This is a genomic window from Clostridioides sp. ZZV14-6153 (assembly GCF_020657855.1).
Classification (GTDB): Bacteria; Bacillota; Clostridia; order Peptostreptococcales; family Peptostreptococcaceae; genus Clostridioides.
Genome location: NZ_JAGWCZ010000006.1, coordinates 1 through 24,307 on the forward strand (window position 1 = coordinate 1; position 24,307 = coordinate 24,307).

General features: G+C 27.0%; 20 protein-coding genes. 16 read left to right on the forward strand and 4 right to left on the reverse strand.

Going from position 1 to position 24,307, the window contains the following annotated elements:
- Nucleotides 1-123: 123 nt before the first annotated feature.
- The 4 genes from KGF46_RS09150 to KGF46_RS09165 all read left to right on the forward strand — a co-directional run bounded on the left by KGF46_RS09150 (nucleotide 124) and on the right by KGF46_RS09165 (nucleotide 6,633).
- Nucleotides 124-1,248, forward strand: a complete 1,125-nt coding sequence (locus KGF46_RS09150) for a metal-dependent hydrolase family protein (protein ID WP_227830477.1) — start codon at nucleotides 124-126, stop codon at nucleotides 1,246-1,248.
- Nucleotides 1,249-1,529: 281 nt separating this feature from the next.
- Nucleotides 1,530-2,324: an ABC transporter ATP-binding protein gene (locus KGF46_RS09155; RefSeq protein ID WP_227830478.1), complete on the forward strand. Its 795-nt coding sequence runs from the start codon at nucleotides 1,530-1,532 to the stop codon at nucleotides 2,322-2,324.
- A complete protein-coding gene (locus KGF46_RS09160; RefSeq protein ID WP_227841875.1) occupies nucleotides 2,325-4,397 on the forward strand; it encodes an ABC transporter permease subunit/CPBP intramembrane protease in 2,073 nt (690 codons plus the stop codon).
- A gap of 691 nt (nucleotides 4,398-5,088) precedes the next feature.
- Nucleotides 5,089-6,633, forward strand: a complete 1,545-nt coding sequence (locus KGF46_RS09165; protein WP_227841388.1) for a bifunctional diguanylate cyclase/phosphodiesterase — start codon at nucleotides 5,089-5,091, stop codon at nucleotides 6,631-6,633.
- A gap of 191 nt (nucleotides 6,634-6,824) precedes the next feature.
- Here the strand turns inward: KGF46_RS09165 and KGF46_RS09170 are convergent, their stop codons facing one another.
- The gene (locus tag KGF46_RS09170; protein ID WP_227829748.1) at nucleotides 6,825-7,784 is read right to left on the reverse strand and encodes a helix-turn-helix transcriptional regulator; all 960 of its coding nucleotides are present in this window, start codon (nucleotides 7,782-7,784) and stop codon (nucleotides 6,825-6,827) included.
- A gap of 108 nt (nucleotides 7,785-7,892) precedes the next feature.
- On the opposite strand from KGF46_RS09170, the gene KGF46_RS09175 reads away from it, so the two are divergent.
- From KGF46_RS09175 to KGF46_RS09215, 9 genes are all read left to right on the forward strand, one after another.
- Complete coding sequence (locus KGF46_RS09175) at nucleotides 7,893-8,345, forward strand: DUF6194 family protein (protein WP_227829747.1); 453 nt, start codon at nucleotides 7,893-7,895, stop codon at nucleotides 8,343-8,345.
- Nucleotides 8,346-8,737: 392 nt separating this feature from the next.
- Nucleotides 8,738-9,106, forward strand: coding sequence for a GntR family transcriptional regulator (locus KGF46_RS09180; RefSeq protein WP_227829746.1), 369 nt, complete (start codon nucleotides 8,738-8,740; stop codon nucleotides 9,104-9,106).
- 1 nt (nucleotide 9,107) lies between these two features.
- The gene (locus KGF46_RS09185) at nucleotides 9,108-9,833 is read left to right on the forward strand and encodes an ABC transporter ATP-binding protein (protein WP_227829745.1); all 726 of its coding nucleotides are present in this window, start codon (nucleotides 9,108-9,110) and stop codon (nucleotides 9,831-9,833) included.
- Nucleotides 9,827-10,591: an ABC transporter permease gene (locus KGF46_RS09190; protein ID WP_227841873.1), complete on the forward strand. Its 765-nt coding sequence runs from the start codon at nucleotides 9,827-9,829 to the stop codon at nucleotides 10,589-10,591. Before KGF46_RS09185 ends, KGF46_RS09190 begins: the two co-directional genes overlap by 7 nt.
- 258 nt (nucleotides 10,592-10,849) lie before the next feature.
- Entirely contained in the window at nucleotides 10,850-12,100 is a 1,251-nt protein-coding gene (locus tag KGF46_RS09195; RefSeq protein WP_227861943.1) for an MFS transporter, read from the forward strand.
- Nucleotides 12,101-12,284: 184 nt separating this feature from the next.
- Nucleotides 12,285-13,169: a mechanosensitive ion channel family protein gene (locus KGF46_RS09200; RefSeq protein ID WP_227829742.1), complete on the forward strand. Its 885-nt coding sequence runs from the start codon at nucleotides 12,285-12,287 to the stop codon at nucleotides 13,167-13,169.
- A 448-nt stretch (nucleotides 13,170-13,617) separates the two neighbouring features.
- Nucleotides 13,618-14,235, forward strand: coding sequence for a PepSY domain-containing protein (locus tag KGF46_RS09205; protein ID WP_227841871.1), 618 nt, complete (start codon nucleotides 13,618-13,620; stop codon nucleotides 14,233-14,235).
- Between the two features lie 107 nt (nucleotides 14,236-14,342).
- Complete coding sequence (locus KGF46_RS09210; protein ID WP_227861944.1) at nucleotides 14,343-16,874, forward strand: FAD-dependent oxidoreductase; 2,532 nt, start codon at nucleotides 14,343-14,345, stop codon at nucleotides 16,872-16,874.
- A 217-nt stretch (nucleotides 16,875-17,091) separates the two neighbouring features.
- Nucleotides 17,092-17,712, forward strand: a complete 621-nt coding sequence (locus KGF46_RS09215; RefSeq protein ID WP_227829739.1) for a TVP38/TMEM64 family protein — start codon at nucleotides 17,092-17,094, stop codon at nucleotides 17,710-17,712.
- A gap of 127 nt (nucleotides 17,713-17,839) precedes the next feature.
- Here the strand turns inward: KGF46_RS09215 and KGF46_RS09220 are convergent, their stop codons facing one another.
- Together KGF46_RS09220 and KGF46_RS09225 are read right to left on the reverse strand one after the other, a co-directional pair.
- On the reverse strand, nucleotides 17,840-18,409 hold the full coding sequence (locus tag KGF46_RS09220) for a metal-dependent hydrolase (RefSeq protein ID WP_413841334.1): 570 nt from the start codon (nucleotides 18,407-18,409) through the stop codon (nucleotides 17,840-17,842).
- A 79-nt stretch (nucleotides 18,410-18,488) separates the two neighbouring features.
- Entirely contained in the window at nucleotides 18,489-19,193 is a 705-nt protein-coding gene (locus KGF46_RS09225) for a superoxide dismutase (protein ID WP_285891640.1), read from the reverse strand.
- 171 nt (nucleotides 19,194-19,364) lie between these two features.
- Between KGF46_RS09225 and asnB the strand changes: the two genes are divergently transcribed.
- The gene (gene asnB / locus KGF46_RS09230; protein WP_227861945.1) at nucleotides 19,365-21,248 is read left to right on the forward strand and encodes an asparagine synthase (glutamine-hydrolyzing); all 1,884 of its coding nucleotides are present in this window, start codon (nucleotides 19,365-19,367) and stop codon (nucleotides 21,246-21,248) included.
- 73 nt (nucleotides 21,249-21,321) lie between these two features.
- Here asnB and KGF46_RS09235 read toward each other — a convergent pair whose 3' ends face one another.
- Nucleotides 21,322-22,758, reverse strand: coding sequence for a trypsin-like peptidase domain-containing protein (locus KGF46_RS09235; protein WP_227850443.1), 1,437 nt, complete (start codon nucleotides 22,756-22,758; stop codon nucleotides 21,322-21,324).
- Between the two features lie 328 nt (nucleotides 22,759-23,086).
- On the opposite strand from KGF46_RS09235, the gene KGF46_RS09240 reads away from it, so the two are divergent.
- Nucleotides 23,087-23,665, forward strand: a complete 579-nt coding sequence (locus KGF46_RS09240) for a TerD family protein (RefSeq protein WP_227829735.1) — start codon at nucleotides 23,087-23,089, stop codon at nucleotides 23,663-23,665.
- 34 nt (nucleotides 23,666-23,699) lie between these two features.
- Entirely contained in the window at nucleotides 23,700-24,278 is a 579-nt protein-coding gene (locus tag KGF46_RS09245) for a TerD family protein (protein ID WP_227829734.1), read from the forward strand.
- Nucleotides 24,279-24,307 lie beyond the last annotated feature (29 nt).

Consider the following 24,307-nt stretch of genomic DNA (forward strand, 5'->3'; position numbering starts at 1 on the left):
CCGTAGGAACTACGGGGATAGCCTGTGGAGAATTGGTAAGACATATTTTAGTATGCAAAATTCTATGAAGCAGGAACTCTGTGACTTTAGTCATAGGAGGTTCAGGGAACAGGAAATAGTATTATGAAGGATAAAGGTATAATTATTGATGAAGATACTATACTTGAAATTGAAAATATAAGAGAAGATTTAAGTGGATATGATGTATATGATTACCTAGATAAAACTGTTATGCCAGGAATTATGAATTGTCATGTGCATTTGACAATGGAGCCAGTAGGAAATCCAAAAGTTTATTATGAGAACGTATCTGATGTAGAGCTTGTGGTAAATACAATAAAACAACTTGATGCATATTTAGATTCAGGAGTAACATATATTAGAAGTCTAGGTTGTCCAAAATATGTGGATGTGCAGCTTAAAAATCTTATAGACAAAGGGTCTATAGATGGTCCTGGTATAGTTACTTCAGGTCCAGTTATATGTATGACAGGAGGACATGGATACTATTTTGGTATTGAAAGTGATGGAGTAGATGAATGTAGAAAATCAGCTAGAACAGTTTTAAAAAATGGAGTAGATTGTGTAAAGATAATGGCTACTGGAGGTGTAACAACTGATGGTGTTGAGCCAGGTTCACCACAATTGACTTTAGAAGAAATGAAGGCTGCTATAGATGAAGCTATAAAAGCAGGGAAAATAACTGCTACACATGCACAAGGAAGAACTGGTATAAAAAATGCAGTGCTTGCAGGAATCACTTCTATAGAACATGGTGTTTATTTAGATGATGAAATAATTGATTTGATGCTTGAAAGAGGAACATATCTAGTTCCAACAGTTGCTGCACCATATTTTATTTTAAATGCAGGAAAAGAAAGTGGAATAACTGAGGCTACTCTTAGAAAGTGCGAAATTGTTGCTATTCCACATAAAGAATCATTCTTAAAAGCGTACAAAAAAGGAATTAAAATTGCAGTTGGTTCTGATGCAGGAACTTCTTATAATGAACATGGAAAGACATATTATGAAATGAAGTTAATGTCAGATTATGGTATGGATAATATGGATGTAATAGTAGCAGCTACAAAAACTGCATCTGAACTTTTAAGAATTGATAAAAATTATGGAACTTTAGAAAAAGGAAAGAAAGCAGATGTGATAGTTGTAAATGGCAATCCTATAGATAATATAGATGTAATGTCAGATGTTTTAGCAGTATTTAAACTTGGTAAAAAAGTTAGATAATAAAATAAAAGAGAAATTAGAAAAAAGTGTCTGAAAGATTTTTAAATGATTAGAGACACTTTTTTTATTGATAATATTTATTAATACTTTAAAAATTAATATGTTATTTTATATCTATTAGTTAATACATATTATAAAAGAATAAAAAGTAATAATTTGTCATGTAAATAGATATGTTTTTATAAATAAGATATTTTAAAATAAAAAATAGTATATAAAAAAGGTTTATATGTTATATTTATATAAATATATCTATAAATAAGAAAGGAGCAAATTGGTAAATGATAGAGGTAGATAAGTTATGTAAATCTTTTACAAGAGTTATAAAAGATGATAAAAATAAAAGTTCAATAAAAAAATTAAAGAAAATTAAAACTAAAAAAGAAGACTTTCTTGCTGTAAATAATGTTTCTTTTAGTGTTGAAGAAGGTGAGATAGTCGGAATATTAGGACCAAATGGTGCTGGAAAGACAACTTTACTTAGAATGCTAGGAGGAATATTAACACCAACATCAGGAAATATAAGTGTTTCTGGATATGATTATTCAATAGATAAAAATTCAGCAAAAAAAGAAATAGGATATCTATCTGGAAATACAAAGCTATATGGAAGACTTTCTCCTAGAGAACTTTTAACAACTTTTGGAAGTTTATATGAAATGACAAAAGAAGAAATAGAAGAGTCGATTAAAAATGTTGTAAAAGTAATGGATATGAATGAATTTATAGACAATAGAATTGAAAATCTATCAACTGGTCAGACACAGCGAACATCTATAGCTCGTTGTTTAATACATTCCCCAAAAGTGTATATTTTTGATGAACCAACATTAGGTCTTGACGTTTTGAGTAGTGCATCTATAATAGACTTTATGAAAAACGAAAAGTTAATAGGAAAAACCGTACTTTATTCAACTCATTATATGGAAGAAGCAGAAATTTTATGTGATAAGATTTTAATGATTCATAATGGAAAAATAATTGCATCAGGAACACCGAAAAGTTTAAAAGAAGAATCGGGAGTAAATAATCTGAGAGATGTGTTTATAAATCTTTCTAGAATGGAGGAGGTTTAGATGAGAAGTAAAATTGTAAAATACATATTCAAAAAAGAAATGTTAGACATACTAAGAGACAAAAAGACCTTATTTATGATGATTGTTATACCACTTCTTTTATATCCTTTGCTTATGTTGTTGATGATTCAAGTAATGAATATGTCTGCAAATAGTATGAATAGTAAAGATATTAATATAGCTTTTGATAGTACACCTAATAAAGTGCTTGTATCAATGATTGAAGAGGAGAATAATTTAGAGGGCGATACTGGGACTAATAAAGATACTACAAATGATAAAGGCAAAATAAAAATATTAAGTGTTGATAATTATAAGAAGTCTTTAGAAGAAAATAAAATTGATGCTTACATAAAAATAGAAGAAAAGCAATCATCTACGAGTTATAAAATATATATGAATTCATCTCAGGAAAATTCGTCTAACTCTGTAAAAAGAATTGAAACTGTTTTAGATAAATACAAGAGATTTACTATAGAGAATACTTTATCTGAAAAAGGACTGGATGTACAAAGTACATTAGAACCTATAAAGTACAGTACTATAGATGTTGCAAAAACAGAAGAAGTAGCAGGCTACTTCTTAGGACAGATATTGCCATTTATATTAATAATAGGAGTTTTGCTTGGTTCAATATATCCAGCAATAGATGTTATGGCTGGAGAAAAGGAAAGAGGTACACTAGAAACTTTATTTACACTCCCAATATCAAATTTAGAATTAGTCATGGGAAAATATATGGCTGTTTCCCTTAGTGCAATAGTAACAGCAATTTTAAATATTTTATCTATGGGCTTAACGATGGCATTTATTTTAGTGAGTGGGGGTCTTAGTAGCCAGTTTGGTTTTGGAAATTTTAATTATGGAGATTTAATTTTACCAATTGCTACTACTTTAATATGTGTATGTCTGTTTTCAATGGTAGTTGCAGCAATAAGTATGTGTGTATGTTCACTAGCAAAAAGCTTTAAAGATGCTCAAAACTATATAACTCCTCTTATGTTGGTTATTATGATACCATCTTATGTTTCTATGATACCAAATATAGTATTGGATAGAGTAACAGCTGTAATACCTGTGGTAAATATATCATTACTTATAAAAAGTGTATTATCTTTTAAAAGTGATTTAAATCTGATAGCACTAGTTTTAACATCGAATATAGCTTTTGTTATATTGGCAATTATACTTCTGTCTAAAATGTTTAATTCTGAAGAAATACTTTTTGGAAATAGTAAGAGTTTTTCTTTCTTGGAGAAAAGATGTAATATAAAAAAAGGGTCTATACCAACTGTGAGTGATGGGATTATTTTGTATGCAGTAGGATTAGTTCTTTTAATTTATGCTGGTTCTTTGGTTCAAATTAAATTTGGAACAGCAGGTATTGTAATGACACAAGTTATGATAATTGCTTTACCACTAATATTTGCATATTATATCAAAGCTGATTTTAGAGAAGTATTTAGTATAAAGATTCCAACATTAAAACATCTCTTAGGAGGAGTTGTTCTTTGGATTGGTGGATACATCATTATTATGATTATAACTCAGTTAATTTTATTTTTATTTCCTCAAAATATGGAAGTGGCTGAGAGTTTAAATAAATCTCTGTTTATGAAGGATAAATTTTTATTGAATTTATTGATAATAGGATTATTACCAGCTATATGTGAAGAAATATTTTTTAGAGGTTTTATATTTTCTGCATTTAGTAAATCAAAAAATGGAGTTAAGTCTGTAAAGTTAGCAATAATCTGTAGTGGAGTATTGTTTGGTATTATGCATATGGATTTTATAAGAATAATTCCAACATCAATATTAGGAATCATATTTGCATACAGTGTATATAAGTCGGGCTCTATATTTGTATCAATGTTATTACATTTCTTAAATAATAGTGTAGCAGTTATAGTAAATCATTATGCAACAGGAAATATAGCTAATTTATATAAGTTTATTGAGGTTGATTTTTCAAATTTAAATATGTTTAAATTTGTTTTAATTCTTGTAATAAGTTTTATATTGGTTATATTAGGAAGGAGACTTTTATATAGAAAAGATTTAAAAAATTAAATATAAATTTCTTAAATATATTGAGATAATAAATAACACTAAAATATATAAGTATTACTTTATTTATATATACTTTAGTGTTATTTTATTTATTTCTTCATTATATAAACTCTTTATAAATTCATTTATATAATATTTTAATTATATAAATGAATTTATAAAGAGTTTATATTTAAAAAATGACCTTAAAAAATTAAGTGAAAGTAACATATTAAAAAATTCAAATTAAATATTATTCAATTTAGTTTGTTATGAAAATTAAGTGTTGATTTGTGGAAATGAATAGAAGAAGAAAAATAGAATAGAATTTTAAAGGTAAATATGTTGCAAATACTGTATTTTAATAAAAAGTAGTCATTTCTTGTAAAATGGATAGTTTATATTTACTTTAAAATTTGTAAAATTTTGTTATACTATATATATAGAATATGTTATATTAGTTGTCTTTCCTATTGATTTATACATTTCATATCGGTATAATAGAAAATAAATTGGATTATTTTGGCATATAATTATTGATAAAAAGTCAATCTTTTTATATGAATTTTCTGAAAAGTTTTATTTTTATATTATAATTATATTGATTTTTACTAAAAACTATCCATTTTACAAGAAATGGAAACTTTTGGAATGTGTTTATTTGCTAGTGGTTTATAATCAAATAGAGGTGCTTTAATGGGAGGAAATTTTTATGAGGAAATTACAAAAAAAATTAATGGTTTTTTTATTTATTTGTATAATTTTACAAGTTAAATATACAACACCAGTCTATTCTTTACATAAGCTTTATAAAAATAACTCCATAAATAACTTTGAATTCAACTTATTTAATAAACAATTTATTAGCTACTATGCATTGCAGATAATATTTACTATGACGATAATATGTCTAGTACTTATTTTTTATATAGTATATGATAAATTAAGTTTAAGAGTTAAATTACAAAATATCGTGTATACAGATGGTCTTACAGGAGCAAGTACTATGGATAAATTTGTAATTGATGCTAAAAAAATATTAAGCAAAAACACTCAAGAGAAATATGCGTTATTATATATAGATATTGATAAATTTAAGTATATAAATGATTTGTTCGGATATGAAGTGGGAAATAAAATTTTATGTAGTTTAACAAATATTATTAAACATAATATATTTGAAGAAGAAATATTTGCAAGGATATCTGCTGATAATTTCACAATAATTATGAAATATAGAGAAGAAGAAGATATAATAAATAGATTAGAATGTATATTTAAAGAATTGGATTTATTTAATAATAATCAGGAAGAAAAATATAAATTGGTTTTAAGCTGTGGAATATACTTTATACTTCCAGAAGATAAAGATATCAACCCAATAATAGATAGAGCTAATATACCTCATAAAATGGCAAAAGGAGGACATAAAAGTTCATATGCATTTTATGACAACAAGATTCATGATCAAGAAATAAAAGAAAAAGAGATGGAAAATACAATGTTCTCAAGCTTAGAAAATAAAGAGTTCATAGTATATTTGCAACCTAAAATAGAACTAAATACAGGAGAAATACAAGGTTCGGAAGCACTTGTACGATGGAAAAATCGTGATAAGGGATTAATTCCTCCAAGTGAGTTTATACCATTTTTTGAGAAAAATGGTTTTATAATAAATTTAGATTTATATGTACTAGAAGAAGTTTGTATACAGCTTAGAAAATGGATTGATGCAGGTATAAACCCAGTAACTATTTCAGTTAATGTCTCAAGAATCCATTTATATTGCAATAATTTTATAGAAACCTATAAAAATATAATTGATAAGTACAATATACCTGCAAAATATATAGAACTTGAATTAACTGAGAGTATTATATTTGATAATTTTGATATTTTAATTGATATAATGAATAATTTAAAAGAGATAGGCTTTTTAATATCTATGGATGATTTTGGTTCAGGGTATTCATCATTAAATATGTTAAAAGAAATTCCTATGGATATCTTAAAACTTGACCAAAAATTTATCATGGAAACATATAATAGTAAGAGAAGTAAAATAATTGTTACTAAAGTTGTAGAGATGGCAAAGGAATTGGGGATGAAAGTAATATCTGAAGGTGTAGAGACAGAAGCACAGTTTAAACTTTTGAAGGAAGTCAAATGTGATATGGCACAAGGATATCTATTTGGAAAACCAATGCCAATTGAAGAATTTGAAAAATTGATTGCATACACTTCAGCAAAAGAATAATCAATTTACTTTATAAAAAATAAATAAGTTATATTAAAAATGAACTCTAATCTAGTGTTCATTTTTTATGTGGATTTTTATACATCTATTTATTAAAATATGTAAACATTAACAAATATAAATATAGTCTTACCTCATATAGATTAACTAAAACACTAGAATGTAGTATCTATTGGTGGCATCTATTGAAATTACATTTCAGTATTTATTTTGCAGTAATGATTGTATAATTCCTGAACTTTTGATTTTATCAATGTTTTAAGCTCAATTGGTTCTAGTACTGTGGCCTCTTTTCCAAATGACAAGAAATATTCAGCTACCCAGTTTAGTGTTGTTTTTGAGATATACATATCTATGTAGCCACCATTAGGAAAAATAGTCAATCCTTTTGCTAATAGAAATTCTGTCTCACAGCGTTTTACTCCTATATCTGTTAGTTGAATTTTAATATGATAATCTTTAGCAACTTCTAAATTTTCAAGATATTCATGTATTGAATTTGGAATACTGTATTTTGAACTTGTTATATTTTCTATATTTACAATCTTTTCAATTCTGTCTACACGAAATTCACGGATAGATTTTGACTTTAAGCAATACGCTGGACAGTACCAAAGACCATTCATTGCATATAAACCAACAGGGATAATAGTTCGGATACTTTGGTTTTTATTTGATGAATATTGAACTGTAAGAGCAGAATTATTTGTAATTATGTTAAATAGTTCTTTCAACAAAGGAGAAGAGCAATGTCTATCTGGTGTCCAGAATACAATTTTATTTTGTATTTGAGTAATATTATGCTGTACATCTGCTGGTAGACAATTTAAAAACTTCTTTAATACAGAGACTCTCTCTTGTTCAAATGGCAAATCACTATAAAAAGCTAATGATTGATAGGCAAAAAATATTGCTTTTGCTTCACTTTCTGAAAAGGTAATTGGTGGTAGTATACGTTCTTTTAACATATGATAACCACCTGTTGCCCCTGTTTCTGAATATAGAGGGAATCCCATGCTTTCTAAAGCTTGTAAATCCCTAAGTATCGTTCGTTTTGATACACAAAATTCTTCAGACAATTCTCTCAAGGTAAAATTTCTTTTTGCATTTATAGTTATTATCAATTCAATTAAGCGCTCAGCCTTTGACATTTTTCTACTCCTTTTTTTATAATAGTGACAATTATTGTCACCATTATATGATAGGATATTATCATGTTGAAAGCAATATAAATATTATAGAAAGGATGGATATTTAATATGAAAGTTGATGATATATTCAATTACTGTGTATCAAATTTAGATGATGTTGTTTTAACAGACAATTGGGGGGAAAGAGGTATATTTTATAATCCTAATGGTATTTTAAAGAAAGGAGTATATGTTCTTACTATCAAAGAAAAAGATGGTGAAAATGACAAAAGTTCATCACTCAACCGAAGTAATGTTTATCGTGTGAATGTATGCTTGAAAAAGGAAACATTTATTAAAATGTTCGATTATATTCCAAAGCGTCCAGAGGCTGGGCAAATTGTGAAAATGGACTTTGATTTTAAAAAAATGGATACAATTATGCCTCATCCTGTTTACGCATGGATGGGATGGGTATGTGTCTTAAATCCTTCAGAAAAAACATTTAAAGAATTAAAAGTAATGATACAAGAGTCATACGATTTTGCTAAGGAAAAATTTGCTAAAAGGATAAAAAAGTAATAGCATGTGAACATAATTATAATAAAGGCTACCAAGACCTAAAAATACAATTATATTTTTTCACTTCATATATTCTTATAGATTCACATAAAATTTGGTAGCCTTGAATGAAAATCTCTAAACCAGACAAGAGAAAAATAAATACCAAATGAAATATCAAAAAACATAGTGATTAAGGAAATTTCTTGTATTATACCTATTCAAACCTGAAGATTTTGAGATTTAATAATAGGTTTTAAAATGCTATTTTTTATAAAAACTATATTTAAATGAAAAAGCTTGTAGATATTTATAATTTTATCTAAAAATAGTTGACATATGAGCTGTATTATTATATTATTGTATTAGGTTATTAATACAATAATATGATAACACAATGAGGAGGCATGAATATGGAATGGGAACTTGATAATAACAAACCTATATATATACAATTAGTAGAACATCTAAAGTTAAAAATAGTTTCAGGGGAAATAAAAATAGGTTCTAAATTAGAAACAGTAAGAGCACTTGCAGAGGATGCTGAAGTTAATCCAAATACAATGCAAAAAGCTTTAACAGAACTGGAAAGACAAGGATTGGTTTATAGCCAAAGAACAAAAGGAAGATTTGTAACAGATGATAAGGAAAAAATAAAAGCTATGAAAGAGGAAATAGCCAATGTTGAAATAAACACATTAAAAGAAACTTTAGTAAAACTTGGATATGACAAAGATGAAATGTTAAAACTTATAACAGAAAATTTGAAAGGGGAATTATAAAATGGATAAAAATATAAATAATGTTTCTCAAAATGACATAGTTGAATTTAAAGGTGTAAATAAAAGCTATGGAACTAAAAAAGTTTTAAAGAATGTTGAATTGAATATACCAAAAGGAAAAATAGTTGGCTTGTTAGGTCCTAATGGAAGTGGTAAAAGTACAATGATTAAATTGATGAATGGATTGTTACAACCTGATGATGGTGAAATTATGATAAATGGAATGAAGCCATCTATAGAAACAAAAAAAATAGTATCATACTTACCAGAAAGAACTTATTTAAACGACTGGATGAAGGTATCAGACTTACTTAAATTTTTCTATGATTTTTATAGTGATTTTGATGTTAGAAGAGCAAATGAAATGATTAAGAGTTTAGATATTGATGTAAATGAAAAATTAAAAACAATGTCTAAAGGAACTAAAGAAAAAGTACAACTTATTCTAGTCATGTCAAGAAAAGCAAATATATACATTTTAGATGAACCTATTGGAGGTGTTGACCCAGCTGCAAGGTCATATATACTTAAGACTATACTAAAAAACTATTCTGAGGATAGTACTTTGTTGATTGCAACTCATTTAATAAGTGAGATAGAGAATATATGTGATGAAGTAATATTTATATCTAAAGGTGAGATAGTATTACAAGGAGATGTTGAAGCAATAAGAGAGGAAAAAGGTAAATCTATAGATGCATTATTTAGGGAGGAATTCAAATGTTAGGAAAACTATTAAAATATGAATTAAAGGCAAGTGGAAGAACGTTTATACCATTATATATAGCTATAATAGTAGTGGCTATATTAAACGGAATATTTATGAAGATTGATATATTCCAAATACAAGGAATAGGAATACTTGTACTTACAAGTCTTTTTATGGCACTAGGTGTTTTAACTATTGTAGTTACAATTCAAAGATTTAGAAAAAATCTTTTGGGAGATGAAGGTTATTTAATGTTTACTCTTCCTGTTAATACTAGTTCGCTTATATTATCCAAATGTATAACAGCACTTATATATGCGGTACTTAGTTTTATAGTTGCAGTAGTTACATTTTCAGTACTAATGTTTTTTAGTGCTTCTGGAATTGAATTTGCTGAGATTTTAGATTTTTTTAATAATGTTTTTAAATTGGGATTTGAAAACTTTTTAGATATTTTCTTGTTATTATTAACAATGCTTATTTCATATACTTCATTCATTTTATTGCTATACACAGCAATTTCAATGGGGCAATTACCAAGATTTAATAAACATAGAAATGTATCCGCATTTGTTTCTTTTATAATTATAAATATGATAATATCAACTGTTGGTAATACAATTGAAAGATTTTTACCAAGAGAAAATACTAATATGATTTATCATTTATATCAAAGCTCTCATTTTATGTTTGCTATACTTGGTAGTATTATACTTTTAGTAATATTATTTGTTGCTACAAAATATATACTAGATAGAAATTTAAATTTAGAATAGATATTTTTATAAAGAGCCATCTTTTAGAGCTACCCTAAAAGATGGCTCTTGTTTACTTTAATAAGTAACCAATTGAGTATTATGTAAACAGGAATAAATTCTTATATATGGTTAAATGTGTATGTGTATTATATAATAGAAATGAATGCTAAAAATTTTGATAAATAATTACAAAATTATTATAAGCAAATACTGCAAATAGAAAGTCTACAAACAGAGTAATAAAAGTTAAAACTACATGGATTTGAGGGAGAAAATATGAAAAGTTATACAAAGACTAAATGGAGTGTTTGGGGCATAATTACATTTTCATTTATTTTAGTCTTATTTTTAAGGATGTCAACTGCTGTTGTCTCAGATAATTTAGCAAAAGAGTTAGGGTTTAATTCTATACAAATATCAAATATAGCATCATTTTGCCTTTACTCATATGCATTTATGCAAATACCAGCAGGTATATTAATTGATAAATATGGAGCAAGAAAAATTAGTAGTATTGGAATAATAACAGCGAGTGTAGGTTCTATATTATTTGGATTAATACAAAATATAGAATTAGCATATATTTCTCGTATAGTTGTAGGAGCAGGAACATCAGTAATACTACTTTGTATCTTAAAAATTCAAGGTAGATGGTTTGATAAATCAGAGTTTGCTTCTGCAACAGCTAAGTTCTCATTTGTTGGAAATGTGGGAGGAGTTCTTGCTACTTTTCCGCTAGTATTTTTATCTGAATTTATTGGTTGGAGAAATTCATTTTTATTAATAGGTATAATAGGTGTTTTAATTGGATGTTGTATGTATATTATTGTTAGAGATACACCAAGAGAATATGGATTTAATGTAAATGTTGATATTTATGAAGAATCAGAAAAAATTAGTATTATTGAGGGGATTAAGTCTGTTATAGTCAACAAGTCAACATGGTATAATTCAATAATAATGTTTTCTTTTGTAGGTTTAACAAGTGCATTTACAAGTCTTTGGGGAGTAAGATACATAATGGACGTTTATGGAGTTAGCAAGAGTTTTTCTGCATTTATAGTATCATTTTTTACATATGGATTTATATTTGGCTCAATAATTATGGATTTTATGTTTGCAAAAATAAAGTCTAGCAAGTTTAACATAATAAAATATGGTGCAATGATAGACTTATTTATATGGATAATAATTGTAATTGTTTTCAAAGTAAAACCACCAATAATGTTTTTACCAGTAGCATTTTTTATAATGGGGTGTATAGTCATGTCACATTTACAAGTATTTAATGATGCTAAATATAAGAATAAAGAGATTTATTCTGGATTAGCAACTAGTGTTATTAATACCTTTGAATTTATAGGAAGCGGTATTATTAATTTAATCATAGCTATATCTTTACAAATAAATTTCTACAATACAGTTGATGGATACAAAAGAGGATTTATTATATTTATAGTATTAAGTATTATAACTATAATAGCATCTCATATTGGTGTAAAAAATGATGATTTTAAAACTAAGTAGCATTTTCGGAGTGACTTAGCATAAAGTTCTGTAAATAATAGAGGGTTTGGATTTAGAAAAAAGAGCTAACTGGAATATAAATCTTGTTTACTATGATTAAATGATATTGTATCATATTAAATAGAAAAATAAGAACTTTAAACTATAATATTGGTTCTAAAATATAAAGTAAGGAGTTTTTTCTATGGATACAACAAAAATAGATGATATAAGTAAGTTAGATTTAAATAATCTAGATATTAATAAAATGGACATGGGCGGTTTGATGGAAAGCCTTTTGGAATGGGCAACTACAAGTGGAGTAAAACTTATAATAGGTCTACTTATACTTTCCATTGGATTTAAAATAATAAAAAAAATTGTAAACCATGTCATGACAGTTCTTGGTAAAAGAGATGTTGATTTAACGTTAAGAAAGTTTTTGAAATCTCTTCTTTTAAGTGTACTTAAAGTTGCTGTTATAATAGTTGTTCTTGAATACTGGGGTATGAGTTTATCTAGTTTTGCTGCTGTAATAGCTTCAGCAGGGGTAGCGATAGGTTTGGCACTGCAAGGTAGTTTATCAAATTTTGCTGGAGGATTTATTATACTTCTGATTAGACCATTTAAAGTAGGAGATTACATAGAAGCAGCAGGTCATGGAGGAACAGTTGAGCAAATAGGTCTTTTTTATACACAATTAGCTACTCCAGATAATAAACAGATACTTATACCAAATGGTTCTGTATCAAATGATAGTTTGATAAATTATTCTGCAAAAAATACTAGAAGGGTTGATTTGGTTTTTAGTGTAGGATATGAAGATGATATATTACATGTTAGAAGAGTCTTAAAAGAAATTGTAAACAAACATAAATTAATAATAAATGAACCAGAACCATTTATAGGAATAGTTGAACATGGAGATAATGCAATTAAATTTGCAATTAGGGCTTGGTGTAAGACAGAAGACTATTGGACAATTTACCTGGATTTATTAGAAGAGGTTAAAGTTAGATTTGATGAAGAAGGAATTACAATACCATATCCTAAAATGGATTTAACAGTCAGAGAACTAAATAAAATTTAAGTTTTTAATTATATAAAAGGGATGCTTTAAATAGCATCCCTTTCAGTTGTATTTACTTTATGTAGATTTTTTATATTTATGTTTAATTAATAATGATTTTTACTATCTTATAGATTTAAATTTTAAAATTCTGGTATAATAAATTATATTATATAGATTTTAAAAATATTTCATCTTTGAGCGATATATTCAACATTTCTATTCTTAAGAATAATTATGATTTATAAACAGGTATTATATTAGAACTTTAAAAATTTATACTCATATCTTATTATTTAGGTTAATTTTCATATAAGTAATATTAAAATAGATTTTTAGCTTCTTAAGTATAGATTGTAAAGCCTTGAAACTATTAAAATAAAGTAAGAAGTATCTGCAATATAAAAGGGTAAATAAAGGATTTAAAGGGTATAATATAGAATAAATTAATTATTTAAGGAGGATTTTTATGTGTAAAAAACTATATTTATTAGTAGCAAGTATACTTATTGCAGGTTTATTAACTGCATGTAGTGGAAATTCAAATTCAGGACAAGCGCCTCAAAATGGTGACACAAAAAAAGAAGCAAATGCATCAAATAGTGATTTAAAAGATGGCAAAATGGATGAAAGTTTAATGGAGCAAGATTTCAAAGTACCTTACACAGATGCAATAAATATATTTAAAGACAAATATAAGGATGCTGATATAGTAGATTTAAGTCTTGAAAGTGATTTAAATAAATATGTTTATACGGTTGAAGGTGTAGATGATAACAATGAGTATAAGATGAAAATAGATGCTAATACAAAGGATGTATTACAAGATAAAACTGAAAAATTGGATTCAGAAGATTTAAATGGTAAAGCTAGAGAAGAAAAATTAGATTTAAATGATATAATAACACCTCAAAAAGCTATGGAAATTGCATTAAAAGAACAAGATGGAATAGTAAAAGAATGGAGTTTAGATAAAGATTTAGATGCTACTTTTTATAAAATAAGAATAGATAAAGAAAAAAATGAATATGACATAAAGGTAGATTCTAAAAAAGGAACTATACTGGAGGTAGAAAAAGAAGATTAAAAGTTTTAAGTTGCTTTTAAAATAAATTCTTTTTTAAATAAAATTTGTTTAAAATATAACAAATAGGGTATAAAAAGGTTAAATAATTATTTTAGGAGGAGTACGGTATGTCATTAAAATCACTGAAAATAAAAGAAAATTTATATTGGGTAGGTTCGCTCGACCCTGATTTAAGAGTATTTGACATAATTATGTATACACCTTATGGAACAACTTATAATTCATATGTTTTAAAAGGAACAGAAAAAACAGTTTTATTTGAGACAGTGAAGGATAAACATTTTGACAAATATATTGAAAGATTAAATGATTTAAATATAGATTTTGAAAAAATTGACTATATTGTGGTAAGTCATACTGAACCAGACCATGCAGGAAGCGTTGAAAAACTTTTAGATTTAGCAAAAAATGCAAAAGTAGTAGCTTCAGAAACTGCCATTAAGTATCTAAAGGAAATCGTAAACAAAGATTTTGAATATATTGCAGTTGCAGATGGAGATGTGCTATCAATAGGTGATAAAACTTTAGAATTCTTCTCTGTACCTATGCTTCATTGGCCAGATACTATATACACATATATAAAAGAGGATAAAACCCTTGTAACATGTGATTCATTTGGAAGTCATTATAGTAATGATAAGATAGTAAACACTCTTAATGAAGATGAAGAAAAGGATTACTTAGATGCTTTAAGATATTATTATGATTGTATAATGGGACCATTTAAACCATCTATGGTAACTGCTATAGAAAAGATAAAAGATTTAGATATAGACACAGTGTGTCCAGGTCATGGACCAGTATTGACTGAAAATCCTAGAAAAATTATAGACCTTTATTATAATTGGAGTGTAAATGAACAAGTAAAATTAGAAAAAGAAGTTACAATTTGTTATGTTTCTGCACATGGATATACAAAAATCATGGCAGAAGCTATAAAATCATATATTGAAAAAAATAGCAATTATAAAGTGAATTTATTTGATGTAATAGAACATAAGCAAGAAGAAATTCTAGCTAAAATAGCAGTATCACAAGGTGTATTATTTGGAACACCAACAATATTAGGAGATGCGTTAAAACCTATATGGGATATATTAGTATATTTAAATCCAGTTCTTCATGGTGGAAAAGTTGCATCAGTATTTGGTTCATATGGATGGAGTGGAGAAGGTATAGAAAATGCTATGGAGAGAATCAATCAGCTTAGAATGACAACAGTGAAACCATTTGCTGTTAACTTTAAACCATCAGGAGAAGAAGTTGACAAATTATATGCTTATACAGGAAAATTCTTAGATAAGTTAAACTCTACTTTTGGAAGTAAAAAGAAAACTAAAAAGTTTAAATGTGTAATTTGTAACGAAGTATTTGAAGGAGATAGTGCTCCTAGTATATGCCCTGTATGTGGAGCTAAAGAGGACCAATTTATAGAAGTTGAAGAAGATGAGGTTACTTTTAGAAAAGATACTGATGAATATTTTGTTATAGTAGGAAATGGTGCAGCTGGTTTCTATGCAGCAGATGCTATAAGAAAAAGAAATAAGACTTGTAAGATAACTATGATTTCTAATGAGGAGGAGTTAACTTACTACAGACCTGCACTTTCTGATGGTATAAATGAAGAACTTAATTCTGATTTCTATATGGAAGATAAAGCTTGGTATGACGAAAACAATATAGTAGTAATATTAGGAACAAATGTAGATAAATTAGATGAAGCAAATAAAACTATTGTAGTAAATGATGGTGCTATTAAATTTGATAAGCTTGTAATAGCTACAGGAAGTAGAAACTTCATACCACCAATTAAAGGTCATGATTTAGAAAATGTATTTACACTTAGAAATATAAAAGACTTATATAATGTAAAAGAAGCATTAGAGAAGTCTAAGAAAGTTGTAGTAATTGGTGGAGGACTATTAGGTCTTGAAGCAGCATGGGAATTCAAATTAAAAGGCTTAGAAGTAGTAGTAGTTGAAGCAATGGATGGTATATTATCAAAACAACTTGATAAAGAAGGAAGTAAAATACTAGAACAATGTGTAAGGGATACAGGCATAGATGTAAGATTAGGTGTGGCAGTTGATGGTATTGATGGTGATGGAAAGGCTCAAAAAGTTGTATTTAAAGATGGCAATAGTGTTGACTGTGATATGGTAGTCTTTTCAATTGGAGTGAGAGCAAATACTCAAATGGTTCAAGATACATCTGTAAAAATTGATAGAGGTATTGTTGTAGATAATACATTACAGACAACTGTTAAAGATATATATGCTTGTGGAGATGTTGCACAAGTAGGAAATACTAGTCTAGCAATATGGCCATCTTCAGTAGAAATGGGAAAAATAGCAGGAGCAAATGCAAGTGGAGATAGTTTGAAATTTGAAAGTGATGTATATCCAGTTTCATTAGATGCAATGAATGTTAAAGTATTTAGTATTGGTAATATACAAGATTTTGATAAAGAAATTTCATCAAAAGATGAAGGTAAAAGAGTATATAAAAAGTTATTTATGAAAGATGGTTCATTAGTAGGAGCTATACTTATAAATGATTTAAGTTGTACTGTTAAATTGATAAGATTGATATCTGAAAAAGGGGACTTTGAAGATATTATGAAGTCAGATATACTATAGTTTAAATATATCCAGATAAAAAGAAAAAGTCTTGAAATATGATAGATTCATATTTTAAGACTTTTTTGTTATAATATATAATAAAATAAATATACCTTAACTGTAAATTTACATAAATTATTTACTTTTGAATATTAGATTCCTTTTTGAAATTGGTATGTAATAGTAATATAGAGTATATAATAATAGTTAAAGTTAAAAAAAGGGGAAAAGCAATATGCAGTATATACAAGAATTACTTGATTTAACTCAAAACTATTGGGTGTTAGCCACAATAATTGGTTTATTAAGTGCATTTATAGAAAGCTTTATACCAGCCTTACCACTTGTGGCGATAGTTACAGCAAATGCTGCGATACAAGGGTTATTACTTGGGTGTTTGTTATCATGGATTGGCTCAGGGCTTGGGACAACCTCATTATTTTTATTAATAAGTAGATTTACTGATAGTAGACTTTTTAATAAGTTGAGAAATAGTAAAACTGAAAGAGCAATAAGTTGGATGGACAAACAGGGATTTAAACTGCTATTTATAGCATATGCTTGTCCATTTATGCCTGGATGTTTAGTTACTGTTGCATCAGCTTTTTGTAAAAAAGATATAAAAGATTTTGTTCCAGCAATGTTGGCAGGAAAATTTGTAATGTTTATAGTAATAAGTTATGTGGCAAGTGATATAGAAGGATTTATAACAAGCCCACTAAAGATAGCATCATTTATACTACTAGTATTTTTATCATGGAAAATTGGAAGTAAAGTTAATAAAAACCTTGAAAATCATAATTATGAATTTCATCATAAAAAACACGATAATGATAGAAATAACAAAAGAATTTAACTTGTCAAAAAAATAAAATTGTCTTAAAAGAATTAGATTTAAATAAATTTTAAATTTAAAAGTATTCTTTTAAGACAATTTTTTTAATTTATTAATTGATTTATAAATATATAGCTATAAAAATATATTAAAATAAAATGTAAAATTGATATCCGATTAAAAAAATAACTATGAAGTTTAAAAGTTTAGATATGAATTTTTCTGTTTTCGAGCTAGTTTTTATAGGGAGTAAGGAAATGTTTATAGTAATGGGAAAAAACAATTCGATACCTTCTTTCGTAATAAGGTCAAGACACATGTGAGAAAAATATCCTATTATAAATCCACTAGACAGACATGAAAAAACTATATTGTTGTTAGTAAAGATTGTTAGAGACTTAAAAAAACTACCAATGAGTAATAAGGCAAGAAGACTATGAGTAAACCCTCTGTGTCTAAACCTACTTCCAAATAACTTGTAAATTAATATAAACTTTTTGCTTATGTAAGAACCTCTCATATCTATATCTGGAAATAATGAACCTAAATATGCAAAATATATATAGACTATAATTAATACTATTTTATATGTAGTATCGTATTTGACTAAATATATATTATTTATAAAGGGGAGTATCAAAAGTGCTAATATATATCCTCCCCTTTCATGTGTTTCTTTTATCATATAAAAATCCTCCTGAATCGTCACTATAAACATAATATTGGTAAATTTAGACTATCTTTTATTATATTATATAGCAAACATAAGTTTTTTTCAAAAGGATTTTAATATTTAATTAATCTTGAGATTTTAAATTTTTGTAATTTTCTAAAGCTCCATTCCAATTAACTACATTAAACCAATTGTTAATATATTCATTTCTTCTGTTTTGATATTTTAAATAGTAAGCATGTTCCCAAACATCAAGACCTATGATAGGAGTCAAGTTTTTACTTACAGGACTATCTTGGTTTGGAGTAGTTATAATGGACAATTTACCATCTTTAGTAGCTACTAGCCAAGCCCAACCAGAACCAAAAACATCTAAAGCTGCTTTTTGGAATTCTTCTTTGAATTTTTCAAAAGAACCAAAATCTCTGTCAATAGCTGCTTTTAAAGATTCAGAAGGTATAGTTTTTTCAGGAGTCATTATATCAAAAAAGAATTTATGATTGTAAGCACCACCTGCATTATTTCTTACTGTTGTAGCAATATCTTTAGGTAAAGAATCTAAGTTTTGTAATAATTCACATAAAGAATAATTATAAAGCTCAGGATATTTTTCAAGAGCTGCATTTAACTTATCAACGTAAGCTTGATAATGTTTATCATGATGTAAAATCATAGTTTCTTTATCTATATAGGGCTCAAGTGCATCATAAGCATAAGGTAATGGTTTAACCTTAAACTTGTTATTTTCGGGTGTAAAAGCAAATAAAGTTATACACTGTGAAAGTATAAATAAAGACATAATAACTGGTATTAACATTTTTTTCTTCATAAAAATCACCTCCTAATATAGTATTTCTAGAAATTAAAAAATTATGAAAGATTAGCAGATAATTTATAAAAATTTGATAGTAATTTTTTTAAAATTGAATAAGTTTTGAAGGCAAAGACAAAACTATGAAATACAGGATAATACTAAAAAATAGGAAGGAAATTTGATAATATGTGTGGCAATATTTCAATTTATTATAAAGGAGATATATCTGGAAAAGAAGATATTAAATTTAAAATAAAAGAATCTGTAAATAATATAAATCATATAAGTCTTGATAGTAGAGAATACTTAAAAGGTGAGGAAAAAGAGTTTGATTTTAATAGATTTGATGTAATAGATGTTATACATGGAGTTAAACCATTTGAAAAAGATGGAAAGGTTATAGTTTTAAATGGTGAGATATATAATAGTTGTGAGATAAAAGAAGAATTGATTAAAAAAGGGTACAGCTTTTCTACAGATAGTGATATTGAAATCTTATTAACATCTTATATAGCATTTGGAAAAAATTGTGTACATAAGATAAAAGGGATGTTTAGCTTTATAATATATGATAAAAAAGATGAAAGTATATTTGGGGCAAGAGATTTATTTGGAATAAAACCACTTTACTATATAAATAAAGAAAAAGTGATAATCTTTGCATCAGAATATAAATTTATACTGGAGTATATTAAAAAACTAAACATAAATGAACGAAGTTTACAGAGTTATTTTTCGTTTCAATATGTTCTTCCTGAAGATACTATGATACAAGGGATAAGATTGATACCAGCAGGACATTTTTTTAGAGTGGAAAATGGAATACTATCTTTAAAGAGATATAATAAACTTGAATTTAGGAGTAGTACAAAATTTTTTTACAGTAAGAACCATTTAGGAAATAGAGATATAGGCGAAGAAGAAGTGAGAAATGTAGTAATAGATTCGGTAAGAAGACAGGTATCAGAAAATAAACCTGTTGGAACATTTTTGTCTGGTGGTATAGATTCATCAATTATAACATCTATAGCTTCACAAATTAATCCAAATATAAAGTCTTTTTCACTAGGTTTTAATGTTAAAGGATATAGTGAATTGGAAATAGCTAAAAAAACAGCTGATAAATTGGGCATAGAAAACATTCCACTTAACATAACACAAGATGACTATATAAAAGCATTGCCTAGTGTAATTTATTTTTTGGATGACCCTGTGGCAGACCCATCAGGAGTAGGTCTTTATTTTTTAATTAAAGAAGCTAGTAAATATGTTAAAATAGCGTTGTCTGGAGAAGGTGCTGATGAATTATTCGGAGGATACAATGTATACAAGGAATATAATAATGTGAAATCAGTTATAAACTCACCAGTGTATATTAGAGGTGTATTAAATAGAGTTTCAGAGCTTATGCCTAATATAAAAGGCAAAAATTATCTTTACAGAGCTACAACACCTTTAGAAAAGAGATATATAGGAAATGCGAAGATTTTTGAAAATAATGAAGTGAAAAGATTCTTTTTTAAATATAAGGAAAAGAATATACATGAGTATTTATTATCAAATTTATACAGAGAAGCGCAGAAAAATAATTACGATTATATAAGTAAAATGCAACATATAGATGTAAATACATGGCTTCAAGGTGATATACTTCAAAAAGTTGATAAATTCTCTGTAGCTGAGCATCTAGGACTTAGAGTACCTTTTTTAGATAAAGATGTATTTGATGTAGCAAAAAATTTAAGAGTTGAACAAAAAATAACAAAAAATAATACAAAAGTGCTACTTAGAGAGTCCTTTAAAGATATAGTACCAGAACATGTTATTCAGAGAAAAAAATTAGGATTTCCAACGCCAATAAGAGTTTGGTTAAAAGATGATTTAGGCGATGTTGTAAGAGATACTATTTCTAATGCAAATGTAGACGAGTTTATTGATAAAAAATATATAATAAAACTTTTAGATGAACATCTAAAAGGTCACAAAGATAATTCAAGAAAAATATGGACTATATTTACATTTTGTCTATGGTATCAATTGTTTATAGAGCATAAAAACATCAAATATTAATTTTTGCATGACATACAGAGGGCGAACATATATAATGTTCTCGCCCCCTCTATTGGCATGAAGCAAGAGCAAATTAGTTTATTATTTCGATAAAATTACTGGCAAATATTTTGACAAGATGACTTTCCACTGCTAGATTTAAGTTTTGTCCATCATCGTACCCAGCAGAAATTAATCCAAGTAAATTGCCAAACATATCTAAAAGAGCCCCTCCAGAACTACCACTAGAGATTGGAGCTGTAAATTGTATCATTTGAACTGTTTCAAAGTCACGAAAAGCAGAGATAATTCCATCTGAAACTGTATTGAAAAGACCTAAAGGGCTTCCAATCGCAACTATTTTTTGACCTCTTACAGGTTTTTTGCTGACCTTGACTGGTATCGCTTTACATTTTCTATCAACTTTTATTACAGCTAAATCATAATCTGAGTGGTACTTTATGATTTGATACGATGTATAAACTTTATCATCATTTTCAAATCTAACTAAAAATGAATAGCCTTCATTAACTACATGGAGATTTGTAAGTATATAACCTTCACTATTTATGACTACTCCAGAACCACTCTTGAATGGTTTATTTTCATTATCACACACAACAATCATAACAACAGAAGTTGATAATTTTGCGAGTTCTTCATATGTAAGTTCTATTTCTTTATCTTTTTTATTTTTTCCAGATGTAAAGCTTGTGTCAACAGAAGTTTGTTCAGATTGAGGTTTATTTATAGGCGTATAAGTTTTGTTATTATTGATATTCTTATTTATATCTGTATTTAATTTTTCTAAAGGTATATCTAGCATAGTTGGACTTTTTTTAGAAAGTTCAACTAAAGTAGAAAATCTAGAACATTCAGGATATAAATCAAGGATATCTTTATGAGGATTTATGTACAAAATATCACATCCAAGCTGTGATAAAAAATACAAGAAAAAAAGTTCCTGTCTTTTAATATTTCCAAAATACACTACTTTGGGTGAAACATCAATTTTGACTTTATTATAAAATAATTTGGGTAGAAAATAATCTATCCAACATAAAAGTTTAACAGCAAAGTTTTTAACAATAGAAGGTGTTGAATTTGGTGTGTTTTTAGAAAACAACTCTAATGTACTTTTAAATGCAATTTTTTTTGTCCAATCTAAGGTATCATTTTCTATTTTACAAGGAAATTCAATATTGTATAAGCTCCAACTGTTAAATTTAGCATCATTATAAGTATTGAAAGTATTGAGCATCTTATCTGTTTGGGATTTATCAAAATTTATATTTAAGTTGTTTAGCCTAATATAGGGAACAGTTGTATTATTAAAAAGATGAGTATCTATATTTTTGATGTTTTTTATGTATTTATCAATAGAATCTTCAATACCTATATATCGTGTAAAGTAGACTTCTTTAATATAAGAAGAACTCTTATTTGTATAAGACTTACTAGACATAAATTCATTTAAAGGCTCTTTTGAATTCTTTATTACAACTTTTAATGGTTTAATAGTACAAATCATATTTTTTCTCCTCTAATAAGATGATATAATCTATTATAAAACATCTTAAAACAATATAGTACAAGAATTTTGTAGTTTCAAAATAAAATGTATACTTGTAGATATAAATGATATATAATTACATATTAAACATAGATTTTATCTCTTTAAAAAAATATGTAAAATCTATGTAAAAAGTAAGAAATATAAACATTTTTTTAATTATATTTTAAAAATATCAACTAAGTTTTATTCACAAATGAATAAAAAATGTTATAATATGATTAAAGAAAAAGATAAATAATTAGCAAGATTTGTTTAGCTAAAATTAACAAGGGAGCGATAAATTATGGGTATAACATTATCAAAAGGCCAAAAGGTTGATTTAACTAAAGGAAACCCAGGGCTTAAAAATATTTTAGTAGGGTTAGGATGGGACACTAACAAGTATGATGGTGGATTTGACTTTGACTTAGATACAGCAGCATTTTTAACAGGAGTAAGTGGAAGTGTTACTAATGATGGAGATTTTGTATTTTACAACAATTTAAAGCATACTTCTGGAGCAGTTGAACATTTAGGTGATAATAGAACTGGTGAAGGTGATGGAGATGATGAGCAAATAGTTGTTGATTTATCTAAGATTCCTGGAGAAATAAGCAAAATTTCTTTTACAGTTACAATTCATGATGCAACAGAAAGAACACAAAATTTTGGGCAAGTAAGCAATTCTTATATAAGAATAGTAGATAAAGATACAAATGAAGAACTAATAAAGTATGAATTAGGTGAAGATTTTAGTATAGAGACAGCTATAGTAGTAGCCGAAATATATAAACACAATGGAGAATGGAAATTTAACGCACTAGGTTCTGGTTTTGAAGGTGGCCTTGCTGCTTTATGTGGAAACTTTGGAATAAACTTATAATTTTAAATATAATAAACTAGAGGGGGTATTTTCCATGGCTATAGTATTAAAAAAAGGACAAAAAATTGATTTAACTAAGGGAAATCCAGGTCTTAAAAATATTAAACTTGGATTAGGATGGGATACAAATTCATTCGATAGTGGTTATGATTACGATTTAGATGTCAGTGTTTTTATGGTAGGAGAATCTCAAAGAGTTGAAAGAGATGAAGATTTTATATTCTATAATAACTTAAAACATTCATCTGGAGCAGTTGAGCATTTAGGTGATAATAGAACTGGTGAAGGTGATGGAGATGACGAAGAAATATTAGTAAACTTAGATACAATGCCAAAGCATATACAAAAAATAGCTGTAACAGTTACAATATATGAAGCTGCTGAAAGAAAACAAAACTTTGGACAAGTAAGCAACTCATATATAAGAGTTTTAAATTCTGAAAATGACGAAGAAATATTAAGATATGACTTAGGCGAAGAATTTAGTATAGAGACTGCAATTACAGTATGTGAGATATATAAATATAATGGAGAATGGAAGTTTAGTGCAGTTGGAGCAGGATTTGAAGGTGGCTTAGAAGCACTTTGCAGAAACTATGGATTAAGTGTTTAGTATGAGTAACACAGTATATTAAATATAAG